Here is a 15850-nt window from a genome sequence, read left to right on the forward strand (position 1 = left end):
GGGCATCTCGGCTCTCCGAATTTTTGTTCGTGAAGTCTAAGCCGGGCCGAAGGGGCGCGCTATCCTTATGATGCCCGGGCTGCCTCCTTTCGGTACGAAAACTCACGCCTGCTTTTCCGGACCTGCCTGCCCGGTCGTGGACCGGCCGGGCCTCTGCTACGTTGAACGGGTCGTCGTCCCCGTTGCCGGCCCCGTTCCCGGCGTGCCGCGCCGAAGGGACGTATCGGGGATGTTCGCGATGGAGGCGTGGGGCATGAGGGGATCGGACGGGCGGACCGAGAAGGAAAGGATGCTGGCGGGCGAGCTCTACGACGCCTCCGATCCCGGGCTGCAGGCGGACGCGGCGGCCACGATGGCGTGGCTGGTCCGGTACAACGCGGCGCTCGCCATGCCCGCGGCGGAGCGGCGGCGGCTCCTGCTGGAACGCCTGGCCGCCGTGGGCGAGGGGACCGTCGTCCGTCCGCCCTTCCATTGCGACTACGGCTTCAACATCAGCCTCGGCGCCGGCGTGTTCCTCAACTTCGGCTGCGTGATCCTGGACGTCGTCGCGGTCGCCATCGGCGACGGGACGCAGATCGGGCCGGGCGTGCAGATACTGGCCGCCGACCATCCCCGCGACGCCGCCCAGCGGGCGACCGGCCTCGAGTTCGGGCGCCCGGTCCGCATCGGCCGCAACGTCTGGATCGGCGGCGGCGCCATCATCCTGCCCGGCGTCGTCATCGGCGACGACGCCCTGGTCGGCGCCGGCAGCGTCGTGACCCGCGACGTGCCGTCCGGGGCGACCGTGGTCGGCAACCCCGCCAGGGTCCGGTAGACGACGAAGGAAACCGGCGGCAGGGCCTTGACCTGTACCGCCGTCGGCGCGCTTCAATGGGGAACGCACGCCCAACGCGAGGAAACGCAAGTGAACGTGATGCAAGAGACCTCGGCGCTGATGAACGTCGCCGCCCGCCCCCCCGTCATCTTCGAGCGCGGAGAGGGTTCCTGGCTGTTCGACACCTCGGGGCGCCGATATCTCGACTTCATCCAGGGATGGGCGGTGAACGCCCTCGGCCACTGCCCCGACACGATCACCGAGGTCCTGGCGGAGCAGGGCCGCCGCCTGATCTCGCCGAGCCCGGCCTTCTTCAACGACAAGAGCGCCGCACTCGCGCAGTTCCTCGCCGAGAAGAGCTGCTGCGACCAGGCCTTCTTCACCAGCTCCGGCGCCGAGGCGAACGAGGGCGCGATCAAGCTCGCCCGCAAATACGGCTCGCTCCACCGCGGCGGCGCCTACGAGATCGTGACCTTCGACGGCGGCTTCCACGGCCGCACGCTGGCGACGATGTCCGCGTCCGGCAAGCCGGCCTTCGCCCCCCTGTTCGAGCCGAAGGTCCCCGGCTTCCCGAAGGCGCGCCTCAACGACATCGATTCGGTCCTCGCCGCGATCACCGACAAGACGGTCGCGGTGATGCTGGAGCCGATCCAGGGGGAGGCGGGCGTCGTCCCGGCGACCGCGCGCTTCCTCCAGGACCTGCGGACGCTGACCCGCGACAAGGGACTGTTGCTGATCCTCGACGAGGTGCAGACCGGCATCGGGCGGACCGGGGCCCTGTTCGCCTACGAGCATGCCGGGATCGAGCCGGACATCATGACCCTGGGCAAGGGCATCGGCGGCGGCGTGCCGCTCGGCGCGGTGCTGGCGCAGTCGCATGCGAGCTGCTTCCAGCACGGCGACCAGGGCGGCACCTACAGCGGCAACCCGCTGATGTGCGCGGTCGGCCTCGCCGTGGCCCGGCGCGTCGCCGAGGACGGGTTCCTGGCCGGCGTCAGGGACAAGGGGCGCCATCTCGTCGACGCCCTCGAAGCCCTGGGCCGGCGCCACGGGCTCGGCGGCGTGCGCGGCGCCGGCCTCCTGCTCGCCCTCGACCTCGGCAAGCCCGTTTCGTCGGAGGTGGCCAAGCGCGCGTTCGACGCCGGTCTGCTGCTGAACGCGCCGCGCCCCGACACCCTCCGGTTCATGCCGGCCCTGACCGTGTCGACGGCGGAAATCGACGAGATGGTCGCCATACTGGAACCGATCATCGCTTCCGTGCGGTAACGGCTGCGTCCGTTCTCCCGCGCGGCGCCGGCCGGGCTCGACCTCGGCCGGCCGTCGGCGGGCACGCCGTAGGCCCGGACCAGCAGCTTGCTGGCGGGCGGAGGGATGGCTTCATCTCTTCCGCCCGGGCTGCCGACATTTTCATTCCGGCCCCGTCCCTGGCGCGCCGCCGGCGATCCCCGATCCCGTCCGGGCTCCACCCGGCTCGCCGCATCCGACGCCGATGCGGCCGTCTGCCGAAAACTCCGCCGCACGAAAGTAGTACAGGCACCGTCTCCGTCATGAGGTAGGACGGAGTATCCAAGCAAAGATGTCGTCGGTCGTGCCCGATAATTGTCGCAATTTCTTGCGTTGGGTCAGGATATTTTTCGTTCTTGACGAAACATGACCAGCATGCCATAGGTTGCTTCTAAGAAGGGCAATAAAATATCCGAAATATAGCAATTTAGTTACAGGACTGAGTCATGCGAGCGGGAGGAACAATGATACTGGAGTTAAGTGCCGACGACGCGGCAGACATCTGTAATTTGGCGGATGCGCTCGCGCGACACTACTCTAGCGTTGAGACCGGAACATTTGCGGACGAATGTGCAGTCACGCATGGAGATTTGCCGAAGGCGGTCAGGCAGGCGCTTTATCCTCTGCGCAGCCTGCGCCAGGACCGAGGTTATCTTTTGATCCGGGGGATTCCTCTTGAGGACGAGGCCATCGGCCCGAGCCCATCCACCTGGGATGCGCCCTGGGGTGACGTCCCCTACAAGCGCCAGGAGATCATTCAATGCCTTCTCACGAGCAGCTTGGGCGAGATATTCGGCTGGCGCACTCAGGAGAACGGCCGCTATCTTCGCCACATAGTTCCGATGGAGAAGGATAAGCACGAACAACTCGGCACGAGCAGCGCGGTCGACTTGCTGTGGCACACGGAGGAAGCTTTCCATCCTTGTCGGGCCGACTACATCTCCATCATGTGCTACCGGAATTCGGAGCGGGCCGTCACGCATCTTGCTTGCGTTGAAGATCTTTCCCTCGACGAAGCGACGGTATCGGTACTGCACGAGCGGCGTTTCTACATAGAGCCTGACAAGTCCCACTTCCCGGAGAACAACGAAAGTCAGCATTGGGGCGTGGAGAACGACAGGTTTGCCCACGTCTACGAGATGTTCAAGAATCCCCGACCCGTTCCGGCCCTGGTGGAGGAGGGGGGCGTGACCACTTTCTGCGTCGATCAGGCTTTCATGCGGGCGGCGGAGGGAGACGTCGAGGCGGAGCTTGCACTCGATGCCCTCTACAAAGGGCTTGACGACTGCAAGCTGGAACTGGTCCTCCGGCCGGGGGACCTCCTGATCGTCGACAACCATCGCACGGCGCATGGCCGGTCGGTGTACGACCCGGACTACGGCCCAAAGCAGCGGTGGCTGCGTAGAGTGAACGTGATGGCTGATCTGCGTAAGTCCCTTGCTTTCCGTCAGGACGCGACATCGAGAGTCTTGGTGTAGCTCGTAAGTCGCGTTCGAAACTAAGGATTCCATGATGGAAAAGTTGAAGGGATTTTCGATCGCTGCGCTGTCGGTGCTCATATTGAGCCCCGACAGTCTGCTTGTTCGTATAATATCGATGGATAGCCTTCCTCTCCTGTTCTGGAGAGGGATTGGGCTATCGTCGATTCTGTTCCTGTATATGCTTATTCGCTATGGAGGTTCTGCGTTCTCGATGGTGAGAAATTTGCCGAGCGACGGCATAGTCGCTGCGGTATTCTTTTCGGGAAGCAGCATATTTTTCATCGTTTCCCTCAACCTCACCCACGTCGCCAACACCCTCGCCATCATCAGCATAGGACCGCTCATCGGTGCGGTGATGACCTATACCCTGCTCGGCGAGGCGGTTACGCGGCGGACTTGGATCGTGTCCGTCCTGGCGGTCGGCTGCGTCAGCCTCATCGTCTCGGGAGGCATCGGGCAGATGAACTTCCTGGGTGATTTTGCCGCTCTCGCCAATGCCATATGCCTTGCCATGGCAATCGTCTACATGCGCCGCGGCCGATCGGTGAGCATGGTTCCCGCCATGGTCGTGAGTGGCCTGATCACCGCGCTGATCGCGCTCGCCTCGTCCCCGTCCCTGATCCCGGAACAGAAGGACGCCGTATGGCTCGCGATCCTGTGCTTCGGTGTCATTCCTCTTTCTTTCGGCCTGATTGCCGTCGCGCCGCGCTTCATCTCGGCTCCGGAACTGAATGCGTTCCTTCTGCTGGAGATGGTGCTGGGACCGTTCTTCGTCTGGCTCGTCCTCAAGGAGCAGCCGCCGGCCCTGACGCTTCTTGGAGGCGGGCTGCTCTTCGCGTTGCTCGGCGCCCACTTTCTCCTTTCGCTGAAGGACGACAGGGCGAGGCTTCGTCGGGAAAGACAGGAGATTGCGGGCCTGGAGGCGGCGAGCTGACGCCGTGACGCGACCTCCGGCCCCTGGCGGGTGGCCGCCGCCGCGCGGTACCCGCATGCGCCACGGACCGGCGGCCGGCCTGCCGCCGGCGAGCGCCCGCCTTCCTGCGCCTTCCTGCTCCTGAAGATCGTGCCGCCTGCAAGCGGCGCAGGCGCCGCTTGCGCCGTGAATTATAAATAATATTTCATTTGACGATGCACTTGATTGCCTTTTGCCGGTCGGCGGTACGGCTTTCTGGTTGTCGGGATATTCGTCATCCTTGACGTAACCTGTTATGCATGGCATAGCTTGTTACGGAAAATTCATAAGATATTGCAACAATAATATAATGTTGTTGCGGGCCGAATCGGGCGGGGAGAGCGGTGTTGGTGGAGTCGGGGCCGAGGACGCGCCTGCGCGCGGCGCGGACCTATGGCCGGCCGGCGTCTCGAGGCCGCGTTCCGACCCGGAAAGTCGCGTCTCACGTCTCGAAGGCGGAGCTTCGTACTCCGGCCGCGGCAGGGAGTCGGGTTCCCATGAAGATAATGATCGCATCCGAGTTGAAGGCGATCGATTACGCGAACGTTGCCGCCGGCAACATCGTGTACAGGCCGGACCTCGAACGGAAGTCCGAGCGGATAGTCGCCAGCGAGCTTGCCGAATTGAGGCCGGACTGCCTGATCGTCCGCGTTCCTCCTTCGCAAGACACCCTGCGGCGGTGGCATGACACGTTCGGGCCGGATGCCGTCCCGGACCTGATCTTGCTGACGCAGGAGGGGGGTTCGGTGCCGGCCTACGCGGGACTGCCGCGGCTGCGGGTGTCGGTCGTGCCCGAAGGCGGGGGCGAGCTGGGAGCGCTGCTGTGCGCCGAGGCGCGGGCGACGGCGGACCTCGCCGGGCTTTCCGCCTCGCCCGCCGCCGGCTTTCCCGCCTCGCGCGGAGCCCCCTCCGTCGCGATCGTCGGCGCCGGGATCGTCAACCTGATGACGGCGTTCGAACTGCTGAACCACGGCTTTGCCGTGACGGTCGTCGAAGCCGGCCCCGACCCGCGCAAGGACACCGCCTCGCGCCGGCACGGCTGCACCTTCGGCGGTTGCGACGCCCGCATCTTCTCGTTCAACGAAAGCCGCCACCATCATCTCCGCGGCCTCGACGTCGACCAGGGGACGAACGTCCAGTTCTGGCGGGGCATTTCCGACGGCGGGTGGCTTTCCGCCGACCCGGCGCGGCTCGAGCCGGCCGACGCGCGCTGGATCGACGCCTTCGCCCGCGTGCCGCCATGGCTGGCGGCGCGATACAACGGCGACATCATCTCCTTCAACGTCGAGAGCTGGCGGTCGTGGCGCGCCTGCCTCGAGGAACAGCCGGAGCTGTTCGCCGACGTCGGCCTGCATGACGGGCTGCTGCGCCTCTACGCGACCGCCGAGAAGTACGCGCGCGCCCTGGTCAACGAGCGGGCGCTCGGCTCCGTGGTCCGCGAACTCGACCCCGGCGCGCTGGGTGCCGAGTTCCCGTCGCTGGACGAGGCGGTGCGCGGCGGGCACGTCGCCGGCGCGCTGGAGGTGAGCGGGTTCTCCATCAACATCCACAAGCTCGGCTGCCGGCTGGTCCGCATCGCCGAGGCGCGCGGCGCGCGCTTCATGTACGACAGCGCCGTGACGGGCGTCGTCCGCGACGCTGGCGGGCGCGTCGCCGCGATACGGTGCGGCGACGCGGAGCTGGCCTGCGACCACTACGTGTTCTCCAGCGGCGCCTATTCCCACCACCTCCTGCGCGAGCTGGGCTCCGCCGGGTCGGTCGCCCCGGTGATCGGGATGTGGCTGACGCTGCTCGACCACCCTCCCTATCTCGACCTGCCGCTCAAGATCTCGCGCTCGGGCTTCGCGTCGAGCGGGGCGGCGGAGGGGGCGAACGTCATCGCCGGGACCGATTGCGACGGAAGGCGCGTGATCCATCTCAGCTCCGGGCACGGCTATATCGGCATCCACAACCGCGATCCGGACCGCGCATTGCTGGCGGAGCTCGGGAAGGCCGTCCTCGAGACGGCGGCGCAGTACTTCCCGTCCAAGTTCGAGCGGACCCGCGCCGCGGGCGGGCTGCCGGAGGACATGACGTACTGCATCCGGCCATGGACGCCGGACGGCCTCGGCATCTTCGAGACGCTGCCGGCCGGCGGCGGGGGGAAGGTGGTCGTGACCGGCGGCCACAACACCGGCGGCTTCGCGCAGTCCCCCAGCGTCGCCAGGGCGGTCCGCCTCGCGCTGCAGGGCGAATCCCATCCCATGCACGCGCTCTACCATCCGCGGCGCTTCGCGAACTTCGCGGAGGTCGGGGCGGCATGATGCGGATCGCGATCGTCGGCCTGGGGCCGTGGGGCCTGTGCGTCCTCGACAGGATCGTCGCGCGCATGCTCCGCGGGGAGCATGCCGGCCCCGTGCGGGTGGACGTCTTCGAGCCTGCGACGCCCGGCGCCGGCGTCCATGCGCCCGACCTGCCGGACTACCTTCTGCTGAACACGCCCTGCGGCCAGGTCAGCCTGTTCGGCGACGCCCCGCCTTCCGATGGCGTGGAGCAGCTCGATTTCTTCGCGTGGTGCCGCCGCTCGGGCCACCAGGTCGCCGAGCCCGGCCCCACGGCCGGGGCCCGGCACCTTCGCCCGGTCGAGCCGAACGACTTCCTGCCGCGGCGCCTGCTGGGCGGCTACCTGGAATGGGTCTACGGCCAGCTCCTGCGCCGCGCGCCGGCCGACCTGCGCATCGTCCTGCATCCCGTCGAGGCCGTCGACGTCGTCCCGGACCCGGAAGGGGGCGAGCTGGTCCTGGCCGAGGACGGCCGGGCGGTGGGCGCCGACTGCGTGTTCCTGACCATCGGCCACACGGCGCCGGGAGCCGGCGCCTATCCCGAAGGCTTCCTCGCGCCCTATCCCACGACGCGGCTCGACGAGCGCGTCGGCGCCGGTGGGACGGTGGCGATCGCTGGCATGGGGCTGGTCGCGGTCGACGTCCTCACGGCGTTGACGACGGGACGCGGCGGGGCCTTCGTGCGCCGGTCTCCCGGCGGCCGCCTGCGCTACGTCGCCGGCGGGGCGGAGCCGAGGATCGCGCTGTTCTCGCGCAACGGTTCGCTGTTCCGCTGCCGTCCCGCGACCGGGCTGGACCGCGCCGCGCCCTACCGGCCGATCATCGTGACCGACGAGGCCGTGCGCGCCGTCCTCGCGGCGGACCGCGGCGACGGCGTCGACCTGCACCGCTCGGTGATGCCGATGCTGTGCGCGGAGATGCGCGCCGTCCATGCCGAGCGCCACGTCCTGCTGGCCGAGGGCGAGGCGGCGGCCCACGACCTTCGCGACCGGCTGCGCGCGGCCTGGGACGCCGGCCTGTTCGAGCAGGCGGTCGAGGCGGCCGAGGCCGGCTACGGGCGATACGACCCGCGCCGGCGGTGTTTCGGGGTGCATGAGGAGCGCTGCGCGGACAGCGCCGCCTACCAGGACGCGATGGTCGGGCTGCTGGCCGAGGATCTGGCCGACTGCGGGCGCGGCGAGGCGGCAAGCCCCCGCAAGGCCGCGGACGAGATGCTCCGCGTGCTGCGCAACGCGATCCGCGCCTGCGTCGATTACGGCAGGCTGGACCCGTCCTCGCACGGCGACTTCTACGGGCGCATCGCCAGCATGATCAACCGGGTGATCGTCGGCCCGCCGCTGCGGCGCGGCGAGGAGCTGATGGCCCTGATCGATGCCGGGATCGTCTCGATGCCCTTCGGCTCGGCCCCGCGGCTGCTGCGCGACCATGCGCGCGGCGGCTGGCGGGTGGACTCCACGACGCTGGCCGAGCCCGCCTCCTGGGCCGTGGACCACGTCGTGGCCGGCTATCTGCCGCCTCCCCTGGTCGAGGACACCAGCTCGCGCCTGATCGCGGCGCTGCGCGATTCCGGCCGGGTGCGCGCCTTCACCAACCGCGGCGCGCATGCCGCCGGCATCGACGTCGGCGAGCACGCGCACTGCATCCGGCGCGACGGCACGATCGAGCCGGGCCTGCTCGCCCTCGGCCCCCTCGTCGAGGGCGCGCGCTACTTCAACCACTACATCCCGTCGCCCGGAAGCCGTCGGCGCGCGTTCGAGGACGCCGAGGCCTGCGTCGGCCGGCTCTTCTCGCGCGCCGCCGCGCCGCATCAGCACAGGAGCACCGCGTGAACGACCTCTACTTCTCCAAATCCGGCAACTCCCTGCGCGCCCTCCTCGCGCTGGAGGAGTGCGGTCTTTCCTACACGCCCCACAAGCTGGACCTCGCGAACGACGCGCACAAGACGCCGGAACTGCTCGCCCTGAACCCGCTGGGGGCACTTCCCGTGCTGGTCCACCGCCCGGCCGGCGCCGACGCCCCGCTGGTGCTGACCCAGTCCGCCGCCATCGTCCTGTTCTGCGCGGAGACCAGCGGGCGGTTCATCCCGGCGGAGACGGCGGCGCGCGCCGAGGTGCAGCGCTGGTTCATGACCGCGATCACCGATGCCCAGCCGCTCAGCCAGTGGCTGCTCTACCTGACGAACAACGTGCCGGATCTCGGCGAGGGCGCGAAGACCTATCTCGCCGGGCGGTTCATCGGCCTGATGCGCACCATCGACGCGCATCTGGCGCAAACGGCATCGTCGTCCGCGGCGGACGGCTACCTGTGCGGGGCGTTCTCCATCGCCGACATCGCCCTGTTCCCGGTGGTCAACATCCGGCGCCCCCTGCTGGAGGCCGCCGGCGGCTTCGGCCCGCTTCTGGGCTGGGCGGAGCGCGTGGCGGCGCGCCCGGCGGTACGCAAGGCGCTGGCCGCCTGACCGGCGGCGCGGGGACGGGTCTGGACATGCGGGACGGGGATCGATGAGCGACGAGACGATGACGCGGCCGGGCGCGGACATGCGCCGCGACCGGATCAGGCCGGCGCGTCCCGGGGACGCCCGGGCCTGCGAGGCGATCGCCCACGCGGCCTACGCGAAATACGTGCCGCGCATGGCGAAGAAGCCTTCGCCGCTGTTCTACGACTACGACAAGGTCGTCGCCGAGGGGTTCACCCATGTCTGGGAGCAGGACGGCGCGGTCGTGGCCATGGTCACGCTGATCCCGCGCGAGGACCATCTCCTGCTGCGCAACCTCGTCGTCCTTCCGCAATTCCAGGGCAAAGGGATCGGCCGCGTGTTCATGGCCTTCGCCGAGGACCAGGCGCTCGGGCACGGCTTGGCGCGCATCCATCTCTGGACGAACGAGGCGATGTCGGAGAACGTCCCCTATTACGAGGCGCTCGGCTACGCCGTTCGGGAGCGCGCCGTCGTCGACGGCTACTCCCGCATCTTCATGGCCAAGGCTCTGTGACGCCGCGGCGCTCCACCGCCGGCCTCCAGGCCGGCCACCTTGAAGACCACGACTGGAAGACGACATGACGACGAACGCCCCCGGCAAGGCCGGCACCGCCCGCAATCCCGCCACCGTCTGGACGGTCCCGGAGCCGTTGCGCGCCATCTACTCCCATGCCTGCGAGGTGCGTTCCAACGTCCGCACGCTCTTCATCTCCGGGCAGTTCGGCGTCGACCCGCAGGGCGGCATCCCGGCCGACTTCGAGGGCCAGTGCGCGAACGCGATGGACAATGTCGAGCGGCTGCTCGCCGATGCCGGCATGACCAGATCCGACATCGTGAAGCTCAGCTACTTCCTCGTCCGGACCGAGGACGCGCCGAAGCTGGCGGAGATGCGGCGCGGGCGCTGGGCGACCGACGATCCGCCCTCCGTCACCATGCTGGTCGTCTCGGCCCTGGCCCGGCCCGACTTCCTGATCGAGATCGAAGCCGTCGCCGCGGCGCAGTGACGGGGACCTTCCCATGACCACGCGACCTATGCATCCTCCCGGGGGGGCGCCGCCGTCCCTGAAGCGCGAGGACTTCACCGAGGAGCGGATACAGCGCTTCGCGGAGCTGGCCCTGCGCGCGGGGTTCCGGGTGACGACGCAGGCCGAGCGCGAGGCGAGCCTGCGCGACACGCTGGCGCGGCGGCCGGCCGGGACGGATGTCTGGGTCTTCGGCTTCGGGTCGCTGATGTGGAACCCGGCGATGCACGTCGCCGAGAGCCGGCCCGCGAGGATTACCGGCTACCGGCGCCGCTTCTGCCTCGACCAGCGCTACGGGCGCGGCTCCCCCGAGGTCCCCGGCGCCATGCTCGGCCTCGACGAGGGCGGGGAGATCCACGGCGTCGCGCATCGCATCGCCGAGGAGCTGCTGCAGGACGAGCTGACCATCTTGTGGCGCCGCGAGATGCCGAGCGGCGCCTACCTCCCGGAATGGATCGAGGCCGAGGTCGGCGGAGAGGCCCGGGCCGTCCTGACCTTCGTGAGCGACCGCGCGCACAGCCGCTACATCGACCTGCCGGAAAGCGAGCTGGTCGCGCGCCTGGCGATGGCGGAAGGGCAGAGCGGGACGAACAGGGCCTATCTCTACGAGACCGTGGAATGCCTCGAGGCACTCGGCATCGACGATCCCTACCTGACCGGCATCGCCTCGAAGGTCCGCGGCTACCGAGTGCGGCGGGGACTGGAGCCGTGACCGCGACCGCCGGCATCGCCGGGCCCATCGGCGCCCGGTGGCGGACGCTGCCCCCCAACGCGCGCGGCGCCGTCCTGGTGCTGCTGTCCGGGATCGGCTTCACGTCGGTGAACATGCTCGTGAAGGTGATCGGCGGCGAGCTTCACGCGTTCCAGATCGCCTTCTTCCGGGTGTTCTTCGGCTTCCTGGTCATCATCCCCTTCGCCCTCCACCAGGGCCTCCCGGCCCTGCGGACGCGGCATCGCTTCGGCCACGTGCTGCGTGCCGTCTTCGGCATGGGCGCGATGTACTGCACCTTCTATGCGGCGATCCATCTGCCGCTCGCGGACGTCACCGCCTACGGCTTCACGAAGGCGTTCTTCGTGGTGGTGTTCGCCCACTTCGTGCTCGGCGAGCGGATCTACCGGAGCCGGACGATCCCGATCTGCCTCGGCTTCGTCGGGGCCCTGATCCTGCTGCGGCCGGGCTTCGGGATCGAGCCGGCCGCGGTCGTGGCCCTGCTGGCCGCCGTCTTCATGGCGCTGGTCGTCGTCATGATCGCGAAGCTCGGCCGCAGCGAGCCGTACTGGACGGTGATGTTCTGGTTCGGGGTGCTGTCGACCTGCATCGCGATCGGCCCGGCGCTCGCGGTGTGGCAGCCGCTGTCGTGGACGCAGCTCGGCATGCTGGCCGCGATCGGCGTGCTGGGCGTCACGGCGCAGACCCTGATGCTGCGCGGCTTCACGATCGGCGACACGACGGCGATGGTGAACTTCGAATACGTGCAGCTTCTCTACGCCGTCCTCTACGGCGTCTTCCTCTTCTCCAACTATCCCGACGTCTGGACCATAACCGGGTCGCTCGTCATCGTCGCGTCCGCCTCCTACGTTGCGCGCCACGGCCACAAGCCGGGCGGGCGGGGGGCGGCCGAGCAGGCGCGGGACACCGACCGGAACTGATCGAGGACAAGGAACATGGACGAACGCATCTCCGAGATACAGCACCTGCTGCAGACCTATTTCGACGGCTGGTACGAGTGCGACGCCGGCAAGCTGCAGTCGGTCTTCCATCCGTCGTGCCATCTGGTGTGCATCATCGACGGCGCGCTGGACGACGACGACCTGCCGAAGGTGCTGGCCAGCGTGGCCAGGCGGGAGAGCGGCGCCAGCCGGGGCGCTCCCCGGCACGACAGGGTGCTGATGCTCGACGTGGCCTCGCCCACCACGGCGATGGCCAAGGTCGAGCTGTCGATCAACGCCAAGCTGTTCACCGACTATCTGAGCCTGCTCCGCGTGGACGGGCGCTGGCGGATCATGGCCAAGGTCTTCTCGTTCAGGCCGCTCGCGGACTGATCGGCGGGCACGGTTCCAGGGGGCTATCGATGGACTGGACGGAAATCGCGGCCCTGCCCACGGCGGCGCTGTCGCGCGTCACGGACGCGCAGGACCTCCGCGCCCGGTTCGAGGGGCCGGGCGACCACGTCGTCCGGCGCCAGCTCGACCGGCTGGACGCCCACGGCCGCCGCTTCGTCGAGCTGTCGCCGTTCCTCCTGCTGGCGTCGGGCGACCCGTCGCGCGGCCTCGACGTCAGCCCTAGGGGGGATGCTCCCGGCTTCGTCAGGGTTCTCGACGATACGCGCCTCGTGCTCCCCGACAGGCCCGGCAACAACCGCCTCGACACGTTCCACAACATCCTGGCATGGCCCTCGGTGGCCCTGCTGTTCCTGGTCCCGGGGCTGCGCGAATGCTTCCGGGTCAACGGCGAGGCGACGGTCTGCGACGAGCCCGCGTTGCGCGCGGCCTGCAGCGCCCAGGGCAGGGAGCCGAAGCTGGTCGTCGTCGTCGACGTGAAGGAGGCGTTCTTCCATTGCGGCAAGGCGGCGATCCGCTCCCGCCTCTGGGAGGACGACCACCGGGCGGAGCGCGGCGCCTTCCCCTCGCTGGCGGAGATCACGGCCGACCAGATCCGCGGGCGCGAGCGGCTCGACGAGATCGCCGCGAAGGTCGACGCCAACTACAAGCTCAACTTCTACTGACGCCGGCGGCCCCGTGGCTCAGGCCTCGGCGAGGAAGCGCCCGATCATCCCGACGACCGCGTCCTCGCGCTCGCGGTGCGGCACGTGCCCGGTATCGGGAAGGATGTGCGCGGTTCCCCGTCCCGCGGCGATGCGCCGGGGATGGATTTCGGACCCGTATTCGTCCCGGTCGCCATGGATCGCGAGCACCGGGCAGCGGATGGCCGCCAGGGCGGGCTCCAGCGTCCACTGCGCGAAATCGGGCGAGAGCCAGGTCTCGGTCCAGGCGTCCACGACCCAGCGGGCCTTGTCGCCGTGGTACTTCGCCAGCCTCGCGAGGTTCGCGGGGTCCTGGAACTCGCCTCGCGCGGCGCGGATGCCCGCAAGCGTCCTGTCCTCGGCGAAGGTCTGGGCGGCGATCGTGACGAGGGCCCGGCACCGCGCCGGGAACCGGGCCGCCGTCTCGATCGCCATGCCGCCGCCGACGCTGTGCCCGCAGGCGACGAAGTCCGAGATGCGGAGCCGTTCGCACAGCGCCGGGACCGCGTGGCCGGCCTCCCGGGCGACGAAGCCGGACCCGACCCGCCCCGGATGCGGGTCCGAGCGGCCGAAGCCGAGACGGTCATAGGCGATGACGCGCCGCCCCGTCGCTGAGGCGAGGCGCGCGGGGAACCCGCGCCACAACGCCACGCAGCCGAGGCTGTCGTGGAACAGCAGGACCGGCGCCGCCCGCTCCGCCCCGGGGGCTTGCGGCGTCCAGGTCTTGGCGAACAGGCGGCCGTCCTCCACCGGGATCGTCCATTCCGCCTCTTCCACGTTCACGGGGCTGGTCTCGGGCATCGGCCTGTCGCGATCGTCGCAGTTCGGGACGGCGGTTATGCACCGGCGGCGCGCGGGACGCCAGTCCGGACGATCCGGGCCGCTCCACGGCTCCGCTTGACGGAACCATAACTCCGTGGTTATGAGTCAACGTATAGCCGCGGGGTTATCGGTCCCGGGCGCCGTCTTCGAAGGAGGTCTCATTGAACTGGAACGCCTGGGTCCGCCGGATCCATCGCTGGCTGTCCATCGCCTTCACCCTGGCCGTGATCGCCAACCTCGCCGCCATGGGGCAGGGGGAACCCGCCCCGTGGGTGGGGCTGCTGGCGCTGTTCCCGCTGGTCCTGCTCCTGCTCTCCGGCCTGTACCTGTTCGCGCTGCCCCATGTCGCGCGGCTGCGCGGCGTGCGGCGCGCGGCCGGGTAGAGGGAAGCGGGCCGGTCAGGCGCCCAGCACCAGCGTCGCGGCGATCGCGCACATGACGGCGCCGATCGCCGCCTCCAGCACCCGCCACGCGCCGGGCCGTCCGAAGACCGGCCGCAGCAGGCGCGCGCCGTAGCCGAGCGAGAAGAAGAACGCGAAGGACGCCGTCATCGCGCCCAGCGCGAAGGCGCCCTTCTCCGCCTCGAACTGCGTGGACACGGACCCGACCAGCACCACCGTGTCCAGGTAGACATGCGGGTTCAGCCAGGTCAGCGCCAGGCAGGTCGCCAGCGTCGGGCCGAGGCCGGCGGGAAGGCCGGCCGCCGGGACCAGCGCGTCGCCGGAGCGGGCCGCCGCCCGGAAGCTGCGCAGGCCGTAGACCAGCAGGAAAGCCGCGCCCGCATACCGCATCGCGGTCTCGAGCCAGGGCAGCCAGCGGGCGGCCTGGGCGAAGCCGGCGACTCCCGCCAGGATCAGCAGCGCGTCCGACACCGCGCAGGCCAGGCAGATCGCCAGGATGTGCTCGCCGCGCAGGCCCTGGCGCAGCACGAAGGCGTTCTGCGCCCCGATCGCGACGATCAGGCTGAGGCCGAGCAGGAAGCCGGGCAGGAAAGCGGACGTCATGGGCCACCCCGTTGCGAACATGCTTCCGCTAGCACGCCCGCCGCCATTAGAGTAGTTAAGCTTTCTTGCCCTGGTTAAGGAACGCTAATCCGTGCTCGACTACGCCCTGCTCGGCGCCCTGGCCGCGGTCCTGCGCACCGGCAGCTTCGAGCGTGCCGCGCGCCAGCTCCACGTCACGCCCTCGGCCGTCTCCCAGCGCATAAGGCTGCTGGAGGAGCGGACGGGGGCGATCCTGGTGGTGCGCGGCAATCCCTGCACCGGCACGCCGGCGGGCCGGCGCCTGTGCCAGCACGCGGAACGGGTGGCGCTGCTGGAAAGCGAGCTGGACCGCGAGTTTCCGGCCGTCGGCCGGGACGGGCCGTCGGTGACGCTGCGCATCGCGGTGAACGCCGACAGCCTCGCCACGTGGTTCGTCCCCGCGATGGCCGAGGTCCGGGACTGCCTGTTCGACCTCGTCCTCGACGACCAGGAGCACAGCGCCGACTGGCTGCGCCGCGGCGAGGTGCTGGCGGCCGTGACGGCCGGCGCCAAGCCGGTGCAGGGCTGCGACAGCACGCCGCTCGGCGCGCTGCGCTACGTCGCGACCGCCAGCCCGGACTTCGTCCGCAGGCATTTCCCCGGCGGCCCGGACCGCGACTCGCTGGCCCGCGCGCCGCGCCTGACCTTCAACGGTAAGGACCGGCTGCAGACGCTGTGGGTGCATCAGGCCTTCGGGGCGGAGATCGACGCCCCCAGCCATTGGCTGCCCTCGAGCCAGGCCTTCGTCGATGCCGCCAGGGCCGGCCTCGGCTGGGGAATGAACCCGGAGCCGCTCGTCGCCGGGCACCTGCGCGACGGCAGCCTGGTCCCCCTGGTCCCGGGCCAGCCGCTGGACGTCTCCCTGTTCTGGCAGCGCAGCCGCATCGCGAGCGGCACGCTCGCCGACCTCAC

General features: G+C 69.5%; 17 protein-coding genes. 15 read left to right on the plus strand and 2 right to left on the minus strand.

What is annotated here, in order from left to right; all coding sequences use genetic code 11:
- The first annotated feature begins 253 nt into the window (after positions 1–253).
- The 13 genes from VGO20_RS14750 (at position 254) to VGO20_RS14810 (ending at position 13076) form a co-directional block, all read left to right on the plus strand.
- Positions 254–814: a sugar O-acetyltransferase gene (locus VGO20_RS14750; protein ID WP_327503127.1), complete on the plus strand. Its 561-nt coding sequence runs from the start codon at positions 254–256 to the stop codon at positions 812–814.
- A gap of 99 nt (positions 815–913) precedes the next feature.
- On the plus strand, positions 914–2080 hold the full coding sequence (locus tag VGO20_RS14755) for an acetylornithine transaminase (protein ID WP_327503143.1): 1167 nt from the start codon (positions 914–916) through the stop codon (positions 2078–2080).
- 482 nt (positions 2081–2562) lie between these two features.
- Positions 2563–3576 (plus strand): TauD/TfdA family dioxygenase, encoded by a 1014-nt coding sequence (locus VGO20_RS14760; protein WP_327503128.1) that lies wholly within the window; start codon positions 2563–2565, stop codon positions 3574–3576.
- A gap of 31 nt (positions 3577–3607) precedes the next feature.
- The gene (locus tag VGO20_RS14765) at positions 3608–4513 is read left to right on the plus strand and encodes a DMT family transporter (protein WP_327503129.1); all 906 of its coding nucleotides are present in this window, start codon (positions 3608–3610) and stop codon (positions 4511–4513) included.
- Between the two features lie 515 nt (positions 4514–5028).
- Positions 5029–6834 (plus strand): NAD(P)/FAD-dependent oxidoreductase, encoded by a 1806-nt coding sequence (locus VGO20_RS14770; RefSeq protein ID WP_327503130.1) that lies wholly within the window; start codon positions 5029–5031, stop codon positions 6832–6834.
- On the plus strand, positions 6831–8681 hold the full coding sequence (locus tag VGO20_RS14775; protein ID WP_327503131.1) for an FAD/NAD(P)-binding protein: 1851 nt from the start codon (positions 6831–6833) through the stop codon (positions 8679–8681). The genes VGO20_RS14770 and VGO20_RS14775 overlap by 4 nt, the downstream gene beginning before the upstream one ends.
- A complete protein-coding gene (locus VGO20_RS14780) occupies positions 8678–9310 on the plus strand; it encodes a glutathione S-transferase family protein (protein WP_327503132.1) in 633 nt (210 codons plus the stop codon). Before VGO20_RS14775 ends, VGO20_RS14780 begins: the two co-directional genes overlap by 4 nt.
- Before the next feature lie 43 nt (positions 9311–9353).
- Positions 9354–9842, plus strand: a complete 489-nt coding sequence (locus VGO20_RS14785; protein WP_327503133.1) for a GNAT family N-acetyltransferase — start codon at positions 9354–9356, stop codon at positions 9840–9842.
- Positions 9843–9906: 64 nt separating this feature from the next.
- Positions 9907–10332, plus strand: coding sequence for a RidA family protein (locus VGO20_RS14790; RefSeq protein ID WP_327503134.1), 426 nt, complete (start codon positions 9907–9909; stop codon positions 10330–10332).
- 13 nt (positions 10333–10345) lie between these two features.
- Positions 10346–11062, plus strand: coding sequence for a gamma-glutamylcyclotransferase (locus tag VGO20_RS14795; RefSeq protein ID WP_327503135.1), 717 nt, complete (start codon positions 10346–10348; stop codon positions 11060–11062).
- Entirely contained in the window at positions 11059–12000 is a 942-nt protein-coding gene (locus tag VGO20_RS14800) for a DMT family transporter (protein WP_327503136.1), read from the plus strand. Before VGO20_RS14795 ends, VGO20_RS14800 begins: the two co-directional genes overlap by 4 nt.
- Positions 12001–12015: 15 nt before the next feature.
- Positions 12016–12393: a nuclear transport factor 2 family protein gene (locus VGO20_RS14805; RefSeq protein WP_327503137.1), complete on the plus strand. Its 378-nt coding sequence runs from the start codon at positions 12016–12018 to the stop codon at positions 12391–12393.
- A 29-nt stretch (positions 12394–12422) separates the two neighbouring features.
- Positions 12423–13076, plus strand: a complete 654-nt coding sequence (locus tag VGO20_RS14810; protein WP_327503138.1) for an MSMEG_1061 family FMN-dependent PPOX-type flavoprotein — start codon at positions 12423–12425, stop codon at positions 13074–13076.
- Positions 13077–13094: 18 nt separating this feature from the next.
- Here the strand turns inward: VGO20_RS14810 and VGO20_RS14815 are convergent, their stop codons facing one another.
- Entirely contained in the window at positions 13095–13895 is an 801-nt protein-coding gene (locus VGO20_RS14815) for an alpha/beta fold hydrolase (RefSeq protein WP_327503139.1), read from the minus strand.
- A gap of 182 nt (positions 13896–14077) precedes the next feature.
- Here VGO20_RS14815 and VGO20_RS14820 point away from each other — a divergent pair, with 182 nt between their 5' ends.
- Positions 14078–14299 carry a hypothetical protein gene (locus VGO20_RS14820; protein ID WP_327503140.1) on the plus strand — a complete coding sequence of 74 codons (222 nt, stop codon included), beginning with the start codon at positions 14078–14080 and terminating at the stop codon, positions 14297–14299.
- 15 nt (positions 14300–14314) lie between these two features.
- Here VGO20_RS14820 and VGO20_RS14825 read toward each other — a convergent pair whose 3' ends face one another.
- A complete protein-coding gene (locus VGO20_RS14825; RefSeq protein WP_327503141.1) occupies positions 14315–14920 on the minus strand; it encodes a LysE/ArgO family amino acid transporter in 606 nt (201 codons plus the stop codon).
- A 91-nt stretch (positions 14921–15011) separates the two neighbouring features.
- On the opposite strand from VGO20_RS14825, the gene VGO20_RS14830 reads away from it, so the two are divergent.
- The coding region (locus tag VGO20_RS14830) for a LysR family transcriptional regulator ArgP (RefSeq protein WP_327503142.1) at positions 15012–15850 on the plus strand (839 nt) is incomplete at its 3' end.

This window comes from Arenibaculum sp. (assembly GCF_035998295.1).
Classification (GTDB): domain Bacteria; phylum Pseudomonadota; class Alphaproteobacteria; order Azospirillales; family Azospirillaceae; genus DASYHS01.

Coding starts and splice junctions, on each gene's coding strand:
- VGO20_RS14750 (WP_327503127.1), top strand. CDS start 254: ATGAGGGGATCGGACGGGCGGACCGAGAAGGAAAGGATGCTGGCGGGC.
- VGO20_RS14755 (WP_327503143.1), top strand. CDS start 914: ATGCAAGAGACCTCGGCGCTGATGAACGTCGCCGCCCGCCCCCCCGTC.
- VGO20_RS14760 (WP_327503128.1), top strand. CDS start 2,563: ATGATACTGGAGTTAAGTGCCGACGACGCGGCAGACATCTGTAATTTG.
- VGO20_RS14765 (WP_327503129.1), top strand. CDS start 3,608: ATGATGGAAAAGTTGAAGGGATTTTCGATCGCTGCGCTGTCGGTGCTC.
- VGO20_RS14770 (WP_327503130.1), top strand. CDS start 5,029: ATGAAGATAATGATCGCATCCGAGTTGAAGGCGATCGATTACGCGAAC.
- VGO20_RS14775 (WP_327503131.1), top strand. CDS start 6,831: ATGATGCGGATCGCGATCGTCGGCCTGGGGCCGTGGGGCCTGTGCGTC.
- VGO20_RS14785 (WP_327503133.1), top strand. CDS start 9,354: ATGAGCGACGAGACGATGACGCGGCCGGGCGCGGACATGCGCCGCGAC.
- VGO20_RS14790 (WP_327503134.1), top strand. CDS start 9,907: ATGACGACGAACGCCCCCGGCAAGGCCGGCACCGCCCGCAATCCCGCC.
- VGO20_RS14795 (WP_327503135.1), top strand. CDS start 10,346: ATGACCACGCGACCTATGCATCCTCCCGGGGGGGCGCCGCCGTCCCTG.
- VGO20_RS14805 (WP_327503137.1), top strand. CDS start 12,016: ATGGACGAACGCATCTCCGAGATACAGCACCTGCTGCAGACCTATTTC.
- VGO20_RS14810 (WP_327503138.1), top strand. CDS start 12,423: ATGGACTGGACGGAAATCGCGGCCCTGCCCACGGCGGCGCTGTCGCGC.
- VGO20_RS14815 (WP_327503139.1), bottom strand. CDS start 13,895: ATGCCCGAGACCAGCCCCGTGAACGTGGAAGAGGCGGAATGGACGATC.
- VGO20_RS14825 (WP_327503141.1), bottom strand. CDS start 14,920: ATGACGTCCGCTTTCCTGCCCGGCTTCCTGCTCGGCCTCAGCCTGATC.